Here is a 17,481-nt window from a genome sequence, read left to right as displayed (position 1 = left end):
CACAAGTTTTTCGCCGCCGGCGACCTCGAAAAGAGGCGCCGGCATTTCAGCAACCCGTGCTTCCGGAAAAGAACAAGGACTAGGATATGGCACAGGAACGTAGGGAAGGCGGCCGCGAACGTGGCCGTGACCGCGAAGAGCGCGACGACGGCATCGTCGACAAGCTCGTACACATCAACCGCGTCGCCAAGGTGGTGAAGGGTGGTCGTCGCTTTGGCTTCGCCGCTCTCGTCGTCGTCGGCGACCAGAAGGGCCGCGTTGGCTTCGGCCACGGCAAGGCTCGCGAAGTGCCTGAGGCGATCCGCAAGGCGACCGAGTCTGCCAAGCGCGAAATGATCTTCGTGCCGCTGCGCTCGGGCCGCACGCTGCATCACGACGTCGAGGGACGTTGGGGCGCTGGCCGCGTTCTGCTGCGCACCGCCAAGCAGGGTACCGGTATCATCGCCGGTGGTCCGATGCGCGCTGTCTTCGAGACGCTCGGCATGCACGACGTCGTCGCGAAGTCGATGGGCTCGTCGAACCCGTACAACATGGTTCGCGCGACCTTCGACGCCCTGAAGCGCCAGATGCATCCGAAGGATGTGGCTGCTGCGCGTGGCATCAAGTATTCGACCCTTCAGGCTCGCCGCGGCAATGCCGTTGCGGCTGATGAATAGTCGATAGCTTAGAGGGACCACCAACATGGCCAAGAAAGCTACCAAGACTGTCACCGTTGAGCAGATCGGTTCGCCGATCCGTCGGCCGAAGGAACAGCGTGCGACGCTGGTCGGCCTCGGCCTCAACAAGATGCACCGCAAGAGCACGCTGGAAGATACGCCTTCCGTGCGCGGCATGATTGCGGCCGTCCAGCATCTCGTCCGCGTTGTGGACGAGAAGTAAGCCGCAGGAGAAGAAAAATGAAACTCAACGACCTGCGTGACAAGGACGGTGCGACCAAGGCTCGCAAGCGTCTCGGACGCGGCATCGGCTCGGGCTCCGGCAAGACTGCCGGCCGCGGCGTGAAGGGTCAGAAGGCCCGTTCCGGCGTTGCCATCAACGGCTTCGAGGGTGGCCAGATGCCACTCTACCGTCGTCTGCCGAAGCGCGGCTTCAACAACATCTTCGCCAAGAGCTTCGCCACTGTGTCGCTCGCCCGTATCCAGACGGCGATCGATGCCAAGAAGCTTGACGCCAAGGAGACCGTGACCGGTGAGGCGCTCGTCAAGGCCGGCGTCATTCGCCGCCTCAAGGACGGCGTGCGCGTTCTTTCGGACGGTGAACTGAAGGCCAAGGTCTCCTTCGACGTGGCCGGCGCCTCCAAGGCCGCCATCGAGAAGATCGAGAAGGCCGGCGGTTCGGTGAAGCTGCCTGAAAAGGCATCTGCCGAATAATATCTTAGACAAGTGGCCGCGCTCGACGCGGCCGCTTGCATCTTGGCATGGCCGAGCCTATGTCCGGTGCTCGGTGATAGGCGCTGCCCGAAGCGGGCGCTCCCGCGTCATCTGGCGGAGAAATTTCCATGGCTTCGGCTGCTGAACAACTGGCGTCCAATCTCAATTTCGCGGCTTTCGCCAAGGCCGAGGATCTCAAGAAGCGCATCTGGTTTACGATCGGCGCTCTCCTCGTGTATCGCCTTGGCACTTACATCCCGCTTCCAGGCATCGATCCGGCCGCGTTCTCGCAGGCTTTCCAGTCGCAGTCCAAGGGCGTGCTGGGCATGTTCAACATGTTCGCCGGCGGCGCTGTGCAGCGTATGGCGATCTTCGCGCTGGGCATCATGCCCTACATCTCCGCTTCCATCATCATGCAGCTGATGACGTCGGTCATTCCGTCGCTCGAAGCGCTGAAGAAGGAAGGCGAGCAGGGCCGCAAGATCATCAATCAGTACACCCGCTATGGCACCGTGCTGCTCGCCATCGTGCAGGCATACGGCATCTCGGCAGGGCTTGAGAACGGTAACGGCATCGTCACTGATCCGGGCATGTTCTTCCGCATCTCCACCGTCATTACTCTGGTGGGCGGCACCATGTTCCTGATGTGGCTGGGCGAGCAGATCACCGCCCGCGGCATCGGCAACGGCATTTCACTGATCATCTTTGCTGGTATCGTCGCCGGCCTGCCAAGCGCGATTTCCGGCACGCTGGAACTCGGCCGCACCGGTGCGTTGTCGACCCCGCTTATCCTTGCCATCATCATCCTGGCCGTCGTGGTCATCGCGCTGATCGTGTTCTTCGAACGGGCGCAGCGCCGGCTCCTGATCCAGTATCCGAAGCGCCAGGTCGGCAACCGGATGTTCCAGGGCGATACGTCGCACCTGCCGCTGAAGCTCAACACGTCGGGCGTTATCCCGCCGATCTTCGCGTCCTCGCTGCTGCTTCTGCCGGCGACCGTTGCCGGTTTCTCGAGCACGACCAACCTGCCGGCCTGGGCGAACACCGTTCTGGCGTCGCTCGGTCACGGCCAGCCGCTCTACATGGCGTTCTATGCTGCCATGATCGTGTTCTTCGCGTTCTTCTATACGGCGATCGTCTTCAATCCGAAGGACACCGCCGACCAGTTGAAGAAGCATTCCGGCTTCATCCCTGGTTACCGTCCGGGAGAGCGGACTGCCGAGTATATCGACTACGTGCTTACCCGCATCACGGTGATCGGCGCCATCTATCTGGTTGTCATCTGCTTGATGCCGGAATTCCTGATTTCGGCGACTGGCGTACCGTTCTACCTTGGTGGCACTTCGCTTCTGATCGTGGTCAGTGTAACGCTCGACACCGTTGCGCAGATTCAGGGTCATCTGATCGCGCATCAGTACGAGGGTCTGATCAAGAAGTCGAAGCTGCGCGGAGGTAAGAGGGGTAGATGAGGTTGATATTGCTTGGCCCGCCTGGTGCGGGCAAGGGGACGCAGGCGCAGCGACTGGTTGAAAAACACGGCATTCCGCAGCTCTCCACCGGAGACATGCTGCGTGCCGCCGTCAAGGCGGAGACACCGGTAGGCCTCAAGGCCAAGGCGGTCATGGATGCCGGCGAACTGGTGTCCGATGCTATCGTCAACGCCATCGTTGCAGAGCGCATAGACCAGGCCGATTGCGCCAGCGGGTTCATCCTGGACGGTTATCCGCGCACGCTGGCACAGGCCGACGCGGTCGAGGCGATGCTCGCGGAGCGCAAGCTGAAGCTGAACGCGGTCATCGAGCTCGTCGTTGACGACAAGGTGCTGGTTGGCCGAATCGTCAAGCGCGCTCAGGAAGCAGCGGCAGCCGGGCAGCCGGTGCGCAAGGACGACAATCCCGAAGTCTTCGAGGAGCGTCTGCGCGAGTATTACAAGAAGACGGCTCCGCTCATCGGTTATTATCATGCCAAAGGCATGCTGAAGGGCGTCGACGGCATGGCCGACATCGATGCCGTAACCGGGCAGATCGAGACCATTCTGGCAGCTGCTGTCCAGAAATGAACAATTAAGCTTGACTGGGCCGGGCTGCTGGAGTATGGCGGCCCGTCTCCCTATCAGGCATGAGCTTTGCTTGTCCGTGAGGACAATGCAGCCGCTTTGAACAGGAACTCCCGCATGGGCCGGCCTCCACCGGACGCGGGTTCACGCAAAGCGCCGGTTCGACGTTGTCGTCCGGCCCAAATGGAGAAAGAGAAGTCATGGCTCGTATAGCCGGCGTTAATATTCCGACCAACAAGCGCGTCGTTATCGCGCTTCAGTACATTCACGGCATTGGCAAGAAGTTCGCCCAGGAAATCGTCGACAAGGTCGGCATCCCTGCAGAGCGCCGCGTCAACCAGCTGACCGATGCCGAAGTGCTGCAGATCCGCGAGACGATCGATCGTGACTATCAGGTCGAAGGTGACCTGCGTCGCGAAGTCTCGATGAACATCAAGCGTCTGATGGACCTCGGCTGCTACCGTGGCCTGCGTCACCGTCGTTCGCTGCCGGTGCGCGGCCAGCGTACCCACACCAACGCTCGCACCCGCAAGGGTCCGGCGAAGGCGATCGCCGGCAAGAAGAAGTAATTTGGCGGCAGTCGCCAGTAGGCAATGGGCAGTCGGATAAGACGGCTGCCGACTGCCGAAGTCCGACTGCCTCCAGGTGTAGCCGCTGGCATTACGGCGGTGTAGAGATCAACTGAAAGGACTACCATGGCCAAGGAAGCCGCACGCGTCCGTCGCCGCGAACGCAAGAACATCTCGTCGGGTGTCGCTCACGTCAACTCGACCTTCAACAACACCATGATCACCATTTCCGATGCACAGGGCAATGCGATTGCCTGGTCATCGGCTGGCGCCCAGGGCTTCAAGGGTTCGCGCAAGTCGACCCCGTTCGCTGCCCAGATGGCCGCCGAAGACGTCGCCAAGAAGGCGCAGGAACACGGCATGCGCATGCTCGAAGTCGAGGTTTGCGGTCCAGGTTCGGGTCGTGAGTCGGCGCTCCGCGCTTTGCAGGCCGCCGGCTTCACCATCACCTCGATCCGTGACGTGACGCCGATCCCGCATAACGGCTGCCGTCCGCGCAAGAAGCGCCGCGTCTAATAGCTTTTCGAATGCCACCGGGAACGCCTCGTGCGTTCCCGAATGGTTTCCAGGTCGCCCGCCACGATTGGATGGTGGTGGGGAAACGGAAGGGTAGAAAATGATCCAGAAGAACTGGCAGGAACTGATCAAGCCCAACAAGATCGACTTCTCGTCGAAGGGCAAGACGCTGACGACGCTGATCGCAGAGCCGCTGGAACGCGGTTTCGGTCTGACCTTGGGCAACGCGCTGCGTCGCGTGCTGCTTTCGTCGCTGCGTGGCGCGGCTGTTACCGCCGTGCAGATCGATGGTGTGCTGCATGAATTCTCGTCCATCGGCGGTGTTCGCGAGGACGTGACCGATATCGTGCTGAACATCAAGGAAATCGCCATCAAGATGGAAGGCGATGGTCCCAAGCGCATGGTCGTGCGCAAGCAGGGGCCGGGTGCCGTCACGGCTGGTGACATCCAGACCGTTGGCGACGTCGAGATCCTGAACCCCGACCACGTCATCTGCACCCTCGACGAGGGCGCGGAGATCCGGATGGAGTTCACCGTCGACACCGGCAAGGGTTATGTGCCGGCTGAACGCAACCGCGCTGAAGACGCGCCGATCGGGCTGATCCCGGTCGACTCGCTCTACTCGCCGGTCAAGAAGGTCTCTTATAAGGTTGAGAACACCCGCCACGGCGAAGAGCTCGACAAGGACAAGCTGACCATGACCATCGAGACCGATGGTTCGGTTACCGGTGAGGACGCGGTGGCTTTCGCCGCTCGCATCCTGCAGGACCAGCTTTCGCTGTTCGTCAACTTCGACGAGCCGCAGAAGGAAGTGGCGGCTGAGGCTGTCACCGAACTCGCTTTCAACCCGTCGCTCCTCAAGAAGGTCGACGAGCTGGAACTGTCGGTGCGCTCGGCCAACTGCCTGAAGAACGACAACATCGTCTACATCGGCGACCTCATCCAGAAGACGGAAGCGGAGATGCTTCGTACGCCGAACTTCGGCCGCAAGTCCCTGAACGAGATCAAGGAAGTTCTGGCAGCGATGGGCCTGCACCTCGGTATGGAAGTGCCGGACTGGCCGCCGGAAAACATCGAAGACCTCGCAAAGCGTTACGAAGACCAATATTGAGCATGAACTCCAAGGATCGGCGGTGAGAGCCGCTGATCCGACGGTCATGCGGAAAACCATCAGAGGCCGTGGCCTCTTGAACAACTGAAGAAGGAAAAGAGCCATGCGCCACGGTTTCAAAGGCCGTCGCTTCGCCCGCAGCGTAAGCCACCGCAAGTCGATGTTCGCCAACCTCGCCGTGTCTCTGATTGAGCACGAGCAGATCGTCACCACCCTGCCGAAGGCGAAGGACCTGCGTCCGATCGTCGAGAAGCTCGTCACGCTCGGCAAGCGCGGCGACCTGCACGCCCGTCGTCAGGTCATCGCCCAGATCGGCAATGAGCCGGTCGTGAAGCGCCTGTTCGATACGATTGCACCGCGTTATGCGCAGCGCAACGGCGGTTATCTGCGCATCATGAAGGCAGGTTTCCGCAAGGGCGACAACGCCGCCATGGCGGTCATCGAGTTCGTTGATCGTGATACCTCGGCCAAGGGCGCTGCCGACCGCGCTCGTGTCGAAGCCGAAGCGACCGAGACCGAGGCGGCCTAAGCCCTTCGGACTTGTTGAAAGACATTCAGGGACCCCTCGTGGGTCCCTTTTTGTTTTTGGGTCCCGCATCATTTGCGGTTTGTGCATCAGCCTGAATCGGCTTTTCAGCGCAGAGCAGGGGATGATCATCCAGCCGTTGCCCGGCTGTCATCTGCCGGTCATGGCTTTCCAACAAAACGGAGAGGGGATGGGTCTCGGGGGACCCTTATCACCGTTTTGAAGGATGGATGATCATGACCAATCTCATCAGGCGCTCGCTGCTGGCCACGGCAGCGTTTTCCGCGCTTCTCGTTTCTGGCACCGTTTACGGGCAGGGGGCCGCCGATGCTTTTCTTGAGCGTGGCGCCAAGGGGGACATCACCCAGCAAGGGGGCGCAAGGCGCCTGACCGGAGAGGCCACCGCGGAATTTCAGAAGTACATCCAGGGCGGCGACGTGAAGAACGTCATCCTGCTCATCGGCGACGGCATGGGCGATTCCGAAATCACGGTAGCGCGTAACGTTGCCGAAGGCGCCGGCGGGTTCTTCAAGGGCATCGATGCGCTACCGGTTACGGGTCAGTACACGCACTATGCGCTCGACAAGAAGAGCGGCAAGCCGAGCTATGTCACTGATTCCGCCGCCTCGGGCTCGGCCTGGGCTACGGGCACCAAGACCTACAACGGCGCCATCTCCGTCGACATCCAGGAAAAGCCGCACAAGACCCTGATCGAGCTGGCCAAGGTCGCCGGGATCGGCACGGGCAATGTCTCCACCGCCGAGATCCAGGACGCCACGCCTGCCGTGCAGGTTGCCCATGTCACGCAGCGCAAATGCTATGGCCCAACCGCGACCGCTGAAAAATGCCCGACCAATGCGCTGGAGAACGGCGGCCTCGGTTCGATTTCAGAGCAGTTGCTGAACACGCGCGCCGACGTTGTGCTGGGTGGTGGCGCAAAGAGCTTCGGCGAGACCGCCAAGGCCGGGGACTGGAAGGACAAGACGTTGCTCGACCAGGCTAAGGAACGCGGTTTCCAGATCGTGACCAATGCCGACGAGCTCAAGGCTCTGACCGCTGCCAACAACGACAAGCCGGTGCTCGGCCTGTTCTCGGAGGGCAACATGCCTGTGCGCTGGAAGGGCCCGAAGGCCACTCATCACGGTAACATCGACCAGCCGGTGGTGACCTGCGAACCGAACGGCGAACGCGCCGCAACTGTCCCGACGCTGGCCGCGATGACAACCAAGGCGATCGAACTGCTCAAGACCAACGAGAAGGGCTTCTTCCTGCAGGTCGAGGGTGCTTCGATCGACAAGCAGGATCATGCCGCCAATCCATGTGGCCAGATCGGCGAGACGGTCGATCTCGACGAAGCCGTGCAGGTTGCACTCGACTTCGCCAAGGCCGACGGCAAGACGCTGGTCATCGTCACCGCCGACCACGCCCACACCAGCCAGATCATCCCGAACGAGACCAAGTCGACTGGTCTCACTCAGGTTCTGAACACCAAGGATGGTACAGTGCTCACCATCAACTATGGCACGTCGGAAGATGAAAACGATCAGGAACATACCGGCGCGCAGCTACGCGTCGCGGCCTATGGTCCCCATGCCGCCAATTTTGCCGGCCTGACGGACCAGACCGACATGTTCTTCACCATCCGCGATGCGTTGAAGCTGGCTGATTGATGACCTCGGCCCTTCCTCCTCTCGGGGAAGGGCATCCGCCTGATCGCGACGGAGGCGAACGGGACGTATGGAATTGCACCTGCGCAAACTTTAGAACGTAGTTATTCTGGTTCCAGAAACTGGCGGTTTTCATGATGAGAACCGCCAGTTTTGTCATGTTTTCCATTAGGCACGAATGGATTGGCAAGTTCTTCAAAAGGAAATGCGCGCGTGCAGGCGGCTTTTCTCGGGGTGGGAAATTAGCGGATGGGGATGCTGTTGGATTCCGCTTCCGCGCTTCCTACTTTGTTGGAAACACTCTAGCCTCGCGCCCAATCAGAATCGTTAGCCAAGGCCCGCCATGCGTTGTCCCTATTGCCAGTCCGAAGACACGCAGGTGAAGGATTCGCGTCCCGCCGAGGATGGCGCCGCCATCCGCCGCCGCCGCGTCTGCCCCGATTGCGGCGGTCGCTTCACCACGTTCGAGCGGGTGCAACTGCGTGACCTCGTCGTCGTCAAGAAATCCGGCCGCAAGGTACCATTCGATCGCGACAAGCTTGCGCGTTCGGTCGAGACCGCGGTGCGCAAACGCAATGTCGATCCCGATCGGATCGACCGTGCGGTCACCGGTATCGTGCGTCAGCTGGAAAGCTCGGGCGAGACCGAAATCCCGTCGGCGGAGGTTGGCCGCCTGGTGATGGACGCGCTGAAGTCGCTGGACGATGTTGCCTATGTCCGTTTTGCCTCGGTCTATCGCAATTTCCGCGAAGCCAAGGACTTCCACGACGTGCTTGGCGAACTGAAGGGCGACGAGGATGCTGGATAGGTCGTGACGTCGCATAACAGCCCAGAACAGCAGGCTCTCGACCGCCGGTTCATGGCCGCAGCGATCAGGCTGTCACGGCGCAACCTCGGCCGCACTGCCACCAATCCTTCCGTTGGCACCATCATCGTGCGGGACGATGGTGCTGGTCCGATGATCGTTGGCACCGGTGTGACTGCCATTGGTGGACGTCCACATGCCGAAACCGAGGCTCTGGCCGAGGCGGGCTCGCTCGCCAAAGGTGCCACCGCCTATGTGACGCTCGAACCTTGCGCCCATCATGGCCGCACGCCGCCCTGTGCCAACGCACTGGTTGCCGCAGGCATCAAGCGGGTGGTTGGTTCGGCGAGCGATCCGGATCCGCGCGTATCAGGCAAGGGTTACGCCATCCTGCGTGATGCCGGCGTCGAAGTGATTGAGCATGTACTGGCCGCAGAGGCCGGCGAGCAGATGGCCGGCTACCTGATGCGCTCTCTCAGGAAGCGTCCGGAAGTGATTCTGAAACTTGCCCTTTCGGCAGACGGCATGATCGGCCGCAAGGGCGCGGGCCAAATCTCCATCACCGGTGATGCCGCGCGCCGCGAGGTGCATCTGATCCGTGCGGAAGCGGACGCGGTTCTGATCGGGATCGGCACGGCACTCGAGGACGATCCTGCCTTGACCGTTCGCCTGCCCGGGTTGGAGGGGCGTTCGCCGGCGCGGGTGCTGCTTGATCGTCACATCCGTTTGCCGGAAACAGCCAAGCTGCTGGCCGAGGTGGACCGTGTACCGCTCTACATCGCCGCCTGTGCCGAAGCAGATCCTCAGCGCAAGGCAGCACTGGAACGGCGCGGAGTGCGCTTTATCGGCACCGAAACCGTCGATGGCCGTATCGCATTGCCAGAACTGATGGAGGACCTGGCAGCGCTCGGCATGGCGAGCGTGCTGGTTGAAGGTGGCGCGGAGATCGCCAGGGCTTTCCTGGACGAGGGGCTGGTTGATCGGATCATCCTGTTCACCGGGCCGGCGTTGATCGGCGCCGATGGAATCGCCTCGCCCATCGACGCGACTGGCATTCCGGCCGAATTCCGTAAATTGCGCGAGACGAGCTTCGGCGAGGATCGCTGCGCAGAATGGATAAGGGATAGTCTCTGATGTTCACCGGCATAGTCACCGATATTGGCACTGTGGCTGCGGTTGCTCCGCGCAAGGAAGGCGTCGGTCTGCGCATCGATACCAGCTACGACCCAGCGACCATCGACATCGGTGCCTCGATCTCCTGTGGCGGCGTGTGCCTGACCGTGACGGCGTTGCCGGAACAGGGGTCCAACGCACGCTGGTTCGAGGTCGAGGCCTGGGAAGAGGCGCTGAGGCTCACCACCGCGTCCGACTGGAAGGCGGGCACCCGCATCAATCTGGAGCGGGCATTGAAGATCGGCGACGAATTGGGCGGCCATATCGTGTCCGGCCACGTCGATGGTACCGCACTGGTCGTGGCACGTGAGGACGAGGGCGATGCCGTGCGTTTCACGCTCGAGGCGCCGCGCGAACTGGCCAAATTCATTGCGCCCAAGGGTTCGGTGGCGCTGGATGGTACCTCGCTGACCGTCAACAAGGTGGAAGGCACGCACTTCGACGTGCTTTTGATCCATCATTCGTTGCAGGTGACGACCTGGGCGGATCGGCAGGTGGGCGATCGTATCAACATCGAGATCGACACCATGGCGCGCTACGCGGCGCGACTGGCCGAGGCTGCAAAAGAGGGGCTTTGAGGGGCTCCGGCCCCAAAAAAGGGAACGCCATGTCTGAGTTTCAATTCGAAGCCCAGATAATTCACTGGCGGGGGCCGTCTCCGTTTTTCTTTGCGCCGGTACCTCCCCACTGCGGCGAAGAGATACGGCAAATCTCGAAGTTCGTGACGTATGGTTGGGGGATGATCCCTGTCGAGGCCACGATCCGTGGTTTCATGTTTTCCTCGTCATTGTTCCCAAAGAACGAGGGTTACCTTCTGCCATTGAAGGACAAGGTAAGGCGAAAACTCGATCTGACTGCAGGCGACACGATTTCAGTCGTAATGTCAGTTCGGTCGGCACAGCGCTAAGTTGTCCAGAACCGAGATGACTCATCGCATTCTGTCAGGTTGCCCAGCCATTCTGGTGGTTCACAGTTCACGGCTCCGGAATGGCGCCAGCAAGCACCTGCGAATAAGCCGCCGCGTCGACGTTGCCGCCCGATATGACGCACACCACGTTGCCTTTGATGCGGTCGCTGGCAAGGGCGACCGCCAGAGAAGCAGCGCCCGCGCCCTCCGCCACAACCTTGCCTTTCGAGAACAGGAGCCGCATCGCATCGGCGATCTGGTTGAGACTGACGGCAACCGCTCCGTCGATCAGCGGGTTCACGACCGGCCACAACTTCGGCACGAGCGACGGGCCGCCGATGCTCTTCACGAAAGACGGCTTGGTCTCGATCTCGACAATGCCCCCGGCAGCAAGAGCCGCGGTGACGGGCGCCGCCTGTTCATCTTCGGCTGCAATGATCTTCGCCTCTGGGCACAACGCCTTGACCGCACTGGCAACGCCCGTCGTCAGGCTGCCGCCGCCGAAGGGTGTCACCACGACATCGACCTCCGGTAGATCCTCGACGATTTCCAGGCCGATCGTGCCGTTGCCGATCAGCACGGCCTGATCCGTCACCGGATTGATGAGAAGCTCATCGAGTTCGGGACGTTCGGCGTCGATGATGTAGCGCCACCAGGTTTCCATGGAGATGAAGCGGACTTCACCGCCGAGTTTGCGGACGCCGTCAATCTTGGTCCGCGGTGCTCCTGAATACATGTAGGCGGCCATCGGGACGCCGAGCCTGTGCGCGGCCCAGGCCATGCCATAGGCCATGTTACCGGAGCTCGCCGTTGCAACGCCACTACGCAAGGTCTTGATGTCGCGCGACAGCAATGCATTCAGTGCCGGCCGCAGCTTGAAAGCCCCGATGGGGGACAGTGTTTCGAGTTTGAGGAATATGCGCCGATCCGGCAGCCCAAGATCGAGCTGAATCAACGGCGTGCGGGACATGTAGGCCGCCAGCCGCGTCCGCGCTGTCTCGATCTCGTCGAGGCGCGGACGTCGTGGCCTTGCGGTATCGAAGCTTTCTGCGCCCGTTTCCATGGGATACCTTCGTCCGTCATCAATTCTGGCACGAGATTATATTTTATCCCTAAAACAATAAAGGAGTGTCCCGAATAGGGGCTGGCATCGACGCGCGGTTGTCGGGGAATGCATGTGATGGCAGGCATGCTCAAACGTCGCTTGCGCCGGCCGCCGCTTCGGCCTAAGTCACCGACAATTCCGGAGATCTTCATGGCTGGCACATCTCAACACGGCAAGGCGTTCATCAGGCCAAGGAAGAACGCCCACCTTCTCATCATCGAGGCGCGGTTCCACGACGATCTCGCGGACGCGTTGCTTGACGGCGCCGCGAGCGCGCTTGGCGAAGCCGGCGCGACCTATGACGTGGTGACCGTTCCTGGCTCGCTCGAAATCCCGGGCGTCATCGCATTCGCGCTCGACGGTATGGCTGAGGGCGGCAAGATCTATGACGGCTTCGTGGCGCTCGGCACCGTCATCCGCGGAGACACCTATCATTTCGACATTGTGGCGAACGAGTCGAGTCGTGCGCTGATGGACCTTTCGGTGCAGGAGTCGATTGCGATCGGCAACGGTATCCTGACCACCGAAAACGAGGAACAGGCTTGGGTGCGCGCCAAGAAGAGCGAAGGCGACAAAGGCGGGTTCGCCGCGCGCGCGGCGCTGACCATGATCGCGCTCAAGGAAAAACTGGGAGCGTCAGCGTGACAGAACCGTCCGATTCTGCTCCGCGTCAGGCCAACAAGCGGGGTGCCGCGCGCCTCGCGGCTGTGCAGGCGCTCTACCAGATGGATGTCGCCGGCTCAGGCTTGCTGGAGATCACCGCTGAATACGAAGCGTTTCGGCTCGGCAAGGAAGTCGACGGCGCCCTGTACCGTGAGGCAGACGCACAGTGGTTTCGTGCCATCCTGGCCGGTGTGGTCGAGAACCAGAAGACGGTCGATCCGGTTATCCGTCAGTCCTTGACCGAAGATTGGCCGCTGTCCCGGCTGGATTCCACGCTGCGCGCCATCCTGCGCGCCGGCGTCTACGAGTTGATGAAGCGCGAGGACGTGCCGGTTGCGGTGATCGTCTCGGAATATGTTGACATCGCAAAGGCTTTCTACTCCGAAGAAGAGCCCAAGCTGGTCAATGCGGTGCTCGACCGTGTGGCGCGTCGTGTGCGCGGCGAGGGCAGGGGAAAGGACGCGCGATGAGCGCCGTGACGGCCGCCGCTGAAAACGAGGCGCGCCGTACCGCCTTCATCCTCTCCGCTGCCCAGGCAGTACTGGGGTCGGCCGGTCCGATCTGCTTCGCGCTCGGCGCGCTGGCTGGCGAATTCCTGCTCGGGCCCGACAAGTCACTTGCCACGGCACCACTCACCGGGTTCTCGGTCGGCCTGGCGGTGGGTGCGCTGCCTTCGGCCGCGCTGATCCGCCGATTGGGCCATCGCGACGGCTTTCTCCTCGGTACTGTCGTCACCGCGCTGGGCGGACTGATCGCCACCCTGGCGCTGTTCCAGTCGAGTTTCTGGATTTTTGTGTTCGGGCTGCTGGTGATAGGGGTGGGAGCCGCCTTCGTGCAGCAGTTCCGCTTCGCCGCTGCCGACAATGCCCCGCAGGAATTCAAGGCACGTGCCATTTCCTTCGTGTTGGCGGGCGGTATCATCACGGCAATTCTCGGCCCGCAGGTGGTGATCTTCACCAAGGACCTGCTGGCGCCGGTGCCTTTTGCCGGCGCCTTTGCGTCGATCCTCGTCCTGTCGGTGGTGGGCGGCGCGATCCTGTTTTTCCTCAACACGCCAAAGCCGTCGCAGGCCGAGCAGGCGGCGGCCCATGGCGGCAGGTCTCTCGCCGAGATCATCAGCCAGCCGCGCTTCTTCATCGCGCTCTTTTGTGCCGTCGGCTCCTACACGATGATGACCTTCGTCATGACCGGCGCACCTCTTGCCATGGTCGGTTGCGGCTTTTCCTCCGATGAAGCGACGCTCGGCATCTCCTGGCACGTGATGGCAATGTTCGGGCCGAGCTTCTTCACTGGTCGGCTTATCCATCGTTTCGGTGCCCCAAGCATCGTTGCCGTCGGCTTCGTGCTCTTGATCGGATGCGCGGTGATCGCTTTGTCAGGCATCCAGCTCTGGCAATTCTGGACCACGCTGATCCTGCTAGGCCTGGGCTGGAATTTCGGCTTCATCGGCGCAACCGCCATGGTGACGGAAAGCTATCGGCCGGAGGAGAAGGGTACGATCCAGGGCTTCCACGACCTGATCCTGTTCGGTTCCGTGGCGTTTGCCTCGCTGATGTCCGGTGCGGTCTACAACGCCTGGGGTTGGTCGATGCTCGCATGGATCGTCTTTCCGGTCTCGATCCTCTGCCTCGTGGCACTTGGGGCGCTGCGCAGCACGGCGATGCGTCAGGCCTGAAGCGTGCCTTTCGTCTCTTTCGGGAAGTCGAAGGTGGCTTGCTGTCGAGAGTCGGGCAACGACCGGGCGTCTAGTCTCCCAGTGCATTGCGTGCGGCGTAGAGTTCCGCGGTGAAGTCGGTGACAAGCGCCGAATTGATGCCATCCGGTGGGCGCAGGATCAGCGCACGGAAATGGACAGCCGGCTCGAATGGCCTGGCGACGATGCCTGCGATCATCCCGTCGGCTATGACGGAGGGATTGACCAGTCCCACCCCCATGCCCTTCGCGGCGAGGATGGCGATGGTGAGGCCATAGGGCGTCTCGATGAGGACGCGTGGCCGCACGCCGTGTTCGACGAAGATCTTGTCCATTGCCAGCCGCACCGTGTCTTCCGGCGACAGAGCCAGGAAGCCCTCATCCGCGAGATCGGCGGGCGTGACGACAGATTTGCCAGATAGTCGGTGGTTCTTCGGCATGACACAGACTGCGCGTGGCGTGGTGAAGACGCTGTGCAAAACGCCTGTGGTATCCACTTCGTCTGCAGCGAGCCCGATGTCGAAACTGCCGGACGCCACAAGATCGCGGACGACGTGGGAGGTGCGGACCTGATAGCTGATGCGCACCTGCGGGTGCTTCTTCGAGAAAGCAACGATGGCGCGTGGCACCAGCCCATGCCCCAATGCCGATAGGCTGGCCACGCGGATCGTACCCGTGCCGACTTCCTTGATCTGGGCGGCACGCAGCTTCAGTCGATCAAGCCCGACCAGGTTGGCTTTGACTTCGGCATGGAAAAGCTCGCCCTCCCGCGTCGGGACGAGCCTGCCGCGAATGCGCTCGAACAGGCGAAAATCGAGTTCGCCCTCCAGCTTGGCGAGCGAGCGGCTGATCGCTGGTTGCGAGGTGTCGAGCAGTGTTGCGGCTGCCCCGGCACCTCCTGTGATCATGATCGCATTGAAGACGTCGACATCCCGCAGGTTCATGGGAAACCTATATCAAAAGTGGATGGACTCTACCGAAATGGCCATAGATGGCAATGGCTGAGTCGACTAGAGTTTCTCCATGACCCGACAGGACGACACCGCACACATTCATCCTCCGCTACGCTCGCGGGAGCCTTTCCAGGCGCTGGCCATGTCGGTCGAGCGCGCGTCGACTGTGGTCTTCGACAATCTCGAGGCCTTTCAGACCCGCACCGAACGCCTGTACGACGGTTTCAGCTACGGACTTTACGGCACGCCGACGAGCCGCCAGCTGGAGGATCACATCGCCGCGCTGGAAGGCGGCAGTCGCGCGCTCGTCGTGCCTTCCGGCATGGCGGCCATTACCTTGGCGACCATGGCGACATGCAAGGGAGGGGAGCGTGTACTCGTGCCGGAGACCCTCTACGCACCGGCGCGCGACATGGCTTTGCGTTTCCTTGGGCCATTGGGGATCGATGCCGTTTCCTACGATCCACGGCTTGACGCAGATCTTATCGGGCTCATCGACGAAAGGACGCGGCTGGTTTGGGTAGAGTCCCCAGGCTCCGCCACTTTCGAGGTGCAGGATGTGCCGGCCATTGTCGCTGCGGTCCACAAAGCCGGCGCGCTCGTCGCTGCCGACAACACGTGGGCCTCGCATCTTCTGTTCCGGCCTCTCGACCATGGCGTCGACATCTCCATGCAGGCTCTCTCCAAACATGCCGGCGGTCATGGCGACCTGTTGATGGGTTCCGTCGCGGTTCGTGATGATGCGCTGTTCAGGCGCCTGAAAGATACCGCGCGTTTCCTTGGCTACGGAGTTTCACCGGACGACTGCGCGCTGTGCGAGCGTGGGCTGATGACCATGCCGGTACGCATGCGACAGGCCGACGCCACGGCGCGAGAAATCCTGGCCTGGTTGGCGTCCCGCCCCGAAGTCGTTCAGATATTGCACCCGTCCCAGCCAGCACATCCGGGGCATCAGGTCTGGAAACGGGATTTCGCGGGTGCGGCGGGTGTTTTTTCGGTCGTTCTGCGACCCGACCTGGCGCCGTTTCAGGCCGAAGCGCTCGACCGCTTGCGTCTGTTCAAGCTTGGCGCCAGCTGGGGCGGAGTGCACTCGCTGGTCGCGGTCAACGACCCGCGCAGGGGGCGAAGCAGTCTCGACTGGCTGAAGCCCGGTCCGGTCTGGCGACTGTCGATCGGTCTTGAAGCGGCAAGCGATCTTCTGGCCGACCTTACACGGGCTTTCGAGCTGTTCGCGAAAAAACAACCTGTCTTGGCTCTGAGCCAAGACAGCGCTGCCGAAGAACAATGACAACACAAGAACAAGGGGAAATGGACATGTCTGCGAGAAACTTCAAACGGTTTGCCGTGATGGCGTTTGGCCTGGCTGGGCTCGTGGCCGGCGCAGACGCTGCCAGCGCGCAGAGCGTGGTCGGCAAGATCAAGGAGCGCGACTATCTGAGCTGCGGAGCAAGTCAAGGCGTGCCTGGCCTCTCCCGGCCGGACGAGAAGGGTTACTATCGTGGCTTCGATTCCGACATCTGCCGCGCCTTCGCCACGGCAATCCTCGGCGACAAGGAAAAGATCCGCTACGTGCCGCTGAATGCCGGCCAGCGCTTCCCGGCACTGCAGACCGGCGAGATCGACGTGCTGTCACGCACTTCCACGATCACCTACAGCCGCGACTCGGTCGTGCGCTTCGTGTGGATCACGCTCTACGACACCGATGGCGTTCTGGTGCGTAAGTCCGACAACATCACCGATGCCAAGCAACTGGACGGCAAGACGGTATGCCTGCAGAGCGGCGGTTCGCTGACCGAAAAGGCCATCGAGGAGACCGAGGAAGAATATGGCATCACCATGAAGAAGGTCTACTACGACTCGACCATCCAGGCCCGCGACGCCTTCTTCGGTGGTCGCTGCGACACCTACGTTACCGACGGAACCGCCGCGGCCGGCCAGCGCGCCTCCGTCGCCAAGAACCCGGACGACTACGACATCATCAAGGCAGGCCATGGCGCCGAGCCCAACGGCGTTGCCGTGGCACGTGGCGACGATCAGCTCTTCGACGTTGTACGCTGGACGGTGAATGCGCTGTTCTGGGCGGAACTCAACGGCATCACATCACAGAACATCGATGAAAAGCTCGCTTCCGGCGGGCCGGATATCAAGCGCGTCCTTGGAGGTGAGGCCGGTTTTGGCAAGCCGCTCGGGCTGGACGACAAGTGGGCCTACAACGTCATCAAGCAGGTCGGGAACTACGCCGAGATCTGGGACAGAAATCTCGGCAAGGACAGCCCATTGAAGGTCGATCGCGGTCTCAACAAGCTCTGGCAGGATGGCGGTCTCAATTACCCTTATCCCTGGGAGTGAGCCCATACAAAGGCACCCC

Annotated in this window: 21 protein-coding genes; 19 read left to right on the top strand and 2 right to left on the bottom strand. The window is 61.7% G+C overall.

Going from position 1 to position 17,481, the window contains the following annotated elements; translation table 11 throughout:
- The first annotated feature begins 86 nt into the window (after positions 1–86).
- The 14 genes from rpsE (at position 87) to ACFWYE_RS05400 (ending at position 10,700) form a co-directional block, all read left to right on the top strand.
- Entirely contained in the window at positions 87–656 is a 570-nt protein-coding gene (rpsE, locus tag ACFWYE_RS05465; protein WP_129415652.1) for a 30S ribosomal protein S5, read from the top strand.
- A gap of 25 nt (positions 657–681) precedes the next feature.
- Positions 682–879: a 50S ribosomal protein L30 gene (gene rpmD / locus ACFWYE_RS05460; RefSeq protein WP_054311493.1), complete on the top strand. Its 198-nt coding sequence runs from the start codon at positions 682–684 to the stop codon at positions 877–879.
- 17 nt (positions 880–896) lie between these two features.
- Positions 897–1,370 carry a 50S ribosomal protein L15 gene (gene rplO / locus ACFWYE_RS05455; protein WP_379110103.1) on the top strand — a complete coding sequence of 158 codons (474 nt, stop codon included), beginning with the start codon at positions 897–899 and terminating at the stop codon, positions 1,368–1,370.
- A gap of 128 nt (positions 1,371–1,498) precedes the next feature.
- On the top strand, positions 1,499–2,839 hold the full coding sequence (gene secY, locus ACFWYE_RS05450) for a preprotein translocase subunit SecY (RefSeq protein WP_129415650.1): 1,341 nt from the start codon (positions 1,499–1,501) through the stop codon (positions 2,837–2,839).
- Positions 2,836–3,429 carry an adenylate kinase gene (locus ACFWYE_RS05445; protein WP_379110101.1) on the top strand — a complete coding sequence of 198 codons (594 nt, stop codon included), beginning with the start codon at positions 2,836–2,838 and terminating at the stop codon, positions 3,427–3,429. Before secY ends, ACFWYE_RS05445 begins: the two co-directional genes overlap by 4 nt.
- A 197-nt stretch (positions 3,430–3,626) precedes the next feature.
- Positions 3,627–3,995, top strand: coding sequence for a 30S ribosomal protein S13 (gene rpsM, locus ACFWYE_RS05440; protein ID WP_024924780.1), 369 nt, complete (start codon positions 3,627–3,629; stop codon positions 3,993–3,995).
- Between the two features lie 126 nt (positions 3,996–4,121).
- Positions 4,122–4,511 carry a 30S ribosomal protein S11 gene (gene rpsK / locus ACFWYE_RS05435; RefSeq protein ID WP_024924781.1) on the top strand — a complete coding sequence of 130 codons (390 nt, stop codon included), beginning with the start codon at positions 4,122–4,124 and terminating at the stop codon, positions 4,509–4,511.
- Between the two features lie 100 nt (positions 4,512–4,611).
- Positions 4,612–5,622, top strand: a complete 1,011-nt coding sequence (locus ACFWYE_RS05430; protein WP_379110099.1) for a DNA-directed RNA polymerase subunit alpha — start codon at positions 4,612–4,614, stop codon at positions 5,620–5,622.
- Positions 5,623–5,725: 103 nt separating this feature from the next.
- Positions 5,726–6,151, top strand: a complete 426-nt coding sequence (gene rplQ, locus ACFWYE_RS05425) for a 50S ribosomal protein L17 (protein WP_129415647.1) — start codon at positions 5,726–5,728, stop codon at positions 6,149–6,151.
- 233 nt (positions 6,152–6,384) lie between these two features.
- A complete protein-coding gene (gene phoA / locus ACFWYE_RS05420) occupies positions 6,385–7,818 on the top strand; it encodes an alkaline phosphatase (RefSeq protein ID WP_379110097.1) in 1,434 nt (477 codons plus the stop codon).
- Between the two features lie 340 nt (positions 7,819–8,158).
- The gene (gene nrdR, locus ACFWYE_RS05415) at positions 8,159–8,623 is read left to right on the top strand and encodes a transcriptional regulator NrdR (RefSeq protein WP_024926294.1); all 465 of its coding nucleotides are present in this window, start codon (positions 8,159–8,161) and stop codon (positions 8,621–8,623) included.
- 51 nt (positions 8,624–8,674) lie between these two features.
- Positions 8,675–9,754 (top strand): bifunctional diaminohydroxyphosphoribosylaminopyrimidine deaminase/5-amino-6-(5-phosphoribosylamino)uracil reductase RibD, encoded by a 1,080-nt coding sequence (gene ribD / locus ACFWYE_RS05410; RefSeq protein WP_379073089.1) that lies wholly within the window; start codon positions 8,675–8,677, stop codon positions 9,752–9,754.
- Entirely contained in the window at positions 9,754–10,371 is a 618-nt protein-coding gene (locus ACFWYE_RS05405; protein ID WP_379110095.1) for a riboflavin synthase, read from the top strand. The genes ribD and ACFWYE_RS05405 overlap by 1 nt, the downstream gene beginning before the upstream one ends.
- A 29-nt stretch (positions 10,372–10,400) precedes the next feature.
- Positions 10,401–10,700 carry a DUF1905 domain-containing protein gene (locus ACFWYE_RS05400; RefSeq protein WP_379072203.1) on the top strand — a complete coding sequence of 100 codons (300 nt, stop codon included), beginning with the start codon at positions 10,401–10,403 and terminating at the stop codon, positions 10,698–10,700.
- A 67-nt stretch (positions 10,701–10,767) separates the two neighbouring features.
- Here the strand turns inward: ACFWYE_RS05400 and ACFWYE_RS05395 are convergent, their stop codons facing one another.
- The gene (locus ACFWYE_RS05395; protein WP_379110093.1) at positions 10,768–11,763 is read right to left on the bottom strand and encodes a pyridoxal-phosphate dependent enzyme; all 996 of its coding nucleotides are present in this window, start codon (positions 11,761–11,763) and stop codon (positions 10,768–10,770) included.
- A 192-nt stretch (positions 11,764–11,955) separates the two neighbouring features.
- Between ACFWYE_RS05395 and ribH the strand changes: the two genes are divergently transcribed.
- From ribH to ACFWYE_RS05380, 3 genes are read left to right on the top strand one after another with little or no spacing between them, the layout of a single operon-like run.
- Complete coding sequence (gene ribH, locus ACFWYE_RS05390; RefSeq protein ID WP_379072201.1) at positions 11,956–12,450, top strand: 6,7-dimethyl-8-ribityllumazine synthase; 495 nt, start codon at positions 11,956–11,958, stop codon at positions 12,448–12,450.
- Positions 12,447–12,938, top strand: a complete 492-nt coding sequence (gene nusB / locus ACFWYE_RS05385; protein ID WP_054311506.1) for a transcription antitermination factor NusB — start codon at positions 12,447–12,449, stop codon at positions 12,936–12,938. Before ribH ends, nusB begins: the two co-directional genes overlap by 4 nt.
- Entirely contained in the window at positions 12,935–14,143 is a 1,209-nt protein-coding gene (locus ACFWYE_RS05380; protein ID WP_379110092.1) for an MFS transporter, read from the top strand. Before nusB ends, ACFWYE_RS05380 begins: the two co-directional genes overlap by 4 nt.
- A 70-nt stretch (positions 14,144–14,213) precedes the next feature.
- Here ACFWYE_RS05380 and ACFWYE_RS05375 read toward each other — a convergent pair whose 3' ends face one another.
- Positions 14,214–15,104, bottom strand: a complete 891-nt coding sequence (locus ACFWYE_RS05375; protein WP_379110090.1) for a LysR substrate-binding domain-containing protein — start codon at positions 15,102–15,104, stop codon at positions 14,214–14,216.
- 79 nt (positions 15,105–15,183) lie between these two features.
- On the opposite strand from ACFWYE_RS05375, the gene ACFWYE_RS05370 reads away from it, so the two are divergent.
- Positions 15,184–16,401, top strand: a complete 1,218-nt coding sequence (locus tag ACFWYE_RS05370; RefSeq protein WP_379110088.1) for a trans-sulfuration enzyme family protein — start codon at positions 15,184–15,186, stop codon at positions 16,399–16,401.
- 26 nt (positions 16,402–16,427) lie between these two features.
- Positions 16,428–17,462 (top strand): transporter substrate-binding domain-containing protein, encoded by a 1,035-nt coding sequence (locus tag ACFWYE_RS05365; RefSeq protein ID WP_379110086.1) that lies wholly within the window; start codon positions 16,428–16,430, stop codon positions 17,460–17,462.
- Positions 17,463–17,481 lie beyond the last annotated feature (19 nt).

Origin of the sequence: Mesorhizobium sp. NPDC059025 (genome assembly GCF_042739655.1) — a bacterium.
Taxonomy (GTDB): Bacteria; Pseudomonadota; Alphaproteobacteria; order Rhizobiales; family Rhizobiaceae; genus Mesorhizobium.
Note: the sequence above shows the minus strand (reverse complement) of the source record. Positions and strands in the feature narration are given on the sequence as shown.

Coding starts and splice junctions, on each gene's coding strand:
- rpsE (WP_129415652.1), top strand. CDS start 87: ATGGCACAGGAACGTAGGGAAGGCGGCCGCGAACGTGGCCGTGACCGC.
- rpmD (WP_054311493.1), top strand. CDS start 682: ATGGCCAAGAAAGCTACCAAGACTGTCACCGTTGAGCAGATCGGTTCG.
- rplO (WP_379110103.1), top strand. CDS start 897: ATGAAACTCAACGACCTGCGTGACAAGGACGGTGCGACCAAGGCTCGC.
- secY (WP_129415650.1), top strand. CDS start 1,499: ATGGCTTCGGCTGCTGAACAACTGGCGTCCAATCTCAATTTCGCGGCT.
- ACFWYE_RS05445 (WP_379110101.1), top strand. CDS start 2,836: ATGAGGTTGATATTGCTTGGCCCGCCTGGTGCGGGCAAGGGGACGCAG.
- rpsM (WP_024924780.1), top strand. CDS start 3,627: ATGGCTCGTATAGCCGGCGTTAATATTCCGACCAACAAGCGCGTCGTT.
- rpsK (WP_024924781.1), top strand. CDS start 4,122: ATGGCCAAGGAAGCCGCACGCGTCCGTCGCCGCGAACGCAAGAACATC.
- ACFWYE_RS05430 (WP_379110099.1), top strand. CDS start 4,612: ATGATCCAGAAGAACTGGCAGGAACTGATCAAGCCCAACAAGATCGAC.
- rplQ (WP_129415647.1), top strand. CDS start 5,726: ATGCGCCACGGTTTCAAAGGCCGTCGCTTCGCCCGCAGCGTAAGCCAC.
- phoA (WP_379110097.1), top strand. CDS start 6,385: ATGACCAATCTCATCAGGCGCTCGCTGCTGGCCACGGCAGCGTTTTCC.
- nrdR (WP_024926294.1), top strand. CDS start 8,159: ATGCGTTGTCCCTATTGCCAGTCCGAAGACACGCAGGTGAAGGATTCG.
- ribD (WP_379073089.1), top strand. CDS start 8,675: ATGGCCGCAGCGATCAGGCTGTCACGGCGCAACCTCGGCCGCACTGCC.
- ACFWYE_RS05405 (WP_379110095.1), top strand. CDS start 9,754: ATGTTCACCGGCATAGTCACCGATATTGGCACTGTGGCTGCGGTTGCT.
- ACFWYE_RS05400 (WP_379072203.1), top strand. CDS start 10,401: ATGTCTGAGTTTCAATTCGAAGCCCAGATAATTCACTGGCGGGGGCCG.
- ACFWYE_RS05395 (WP_379110093.1), bottom strand. CDS start 11,763: ATGGAAACGGGCGCAGAAAGCTTCGATACCGCAAGGCCACGACGTCCG.
- ribH (WP_379072201.1), top strand. CDS start 11,956: ATGGCTGGCACATCTCAACACGGCAAGGCGTTCATCAGGCCAAGGAAG.
- ACFWYE_RS05380 (WP_379110092.1), top strand. CDS start 12,935: ATGAGCGCCGTGACGGCCGCCGCTGAAAACGAGGCGCGCCGTACCGCC.
- ACFWYE_RS05375 (WP_379110090.1), bottom strand. CDS start 15,104: ATGAACCTGCGGGATGTCGACGTCTTCAATGCGATCATGATCACAGGA.
- ACFWYE_RS05370 (WP_379110088.1), top strand. CDS start 15,184: ATGACCCGACAGGACGACACCGCACACATTCATCCTCCGCTACGCTCG.
- ACFWYE_RS05365 (WP_379110086.1), top strand. CDS start 16,428: ATGTCTGCGAGAAACTTCAAACGGTTTGCCGTGATGGCGTTTGGCCTG.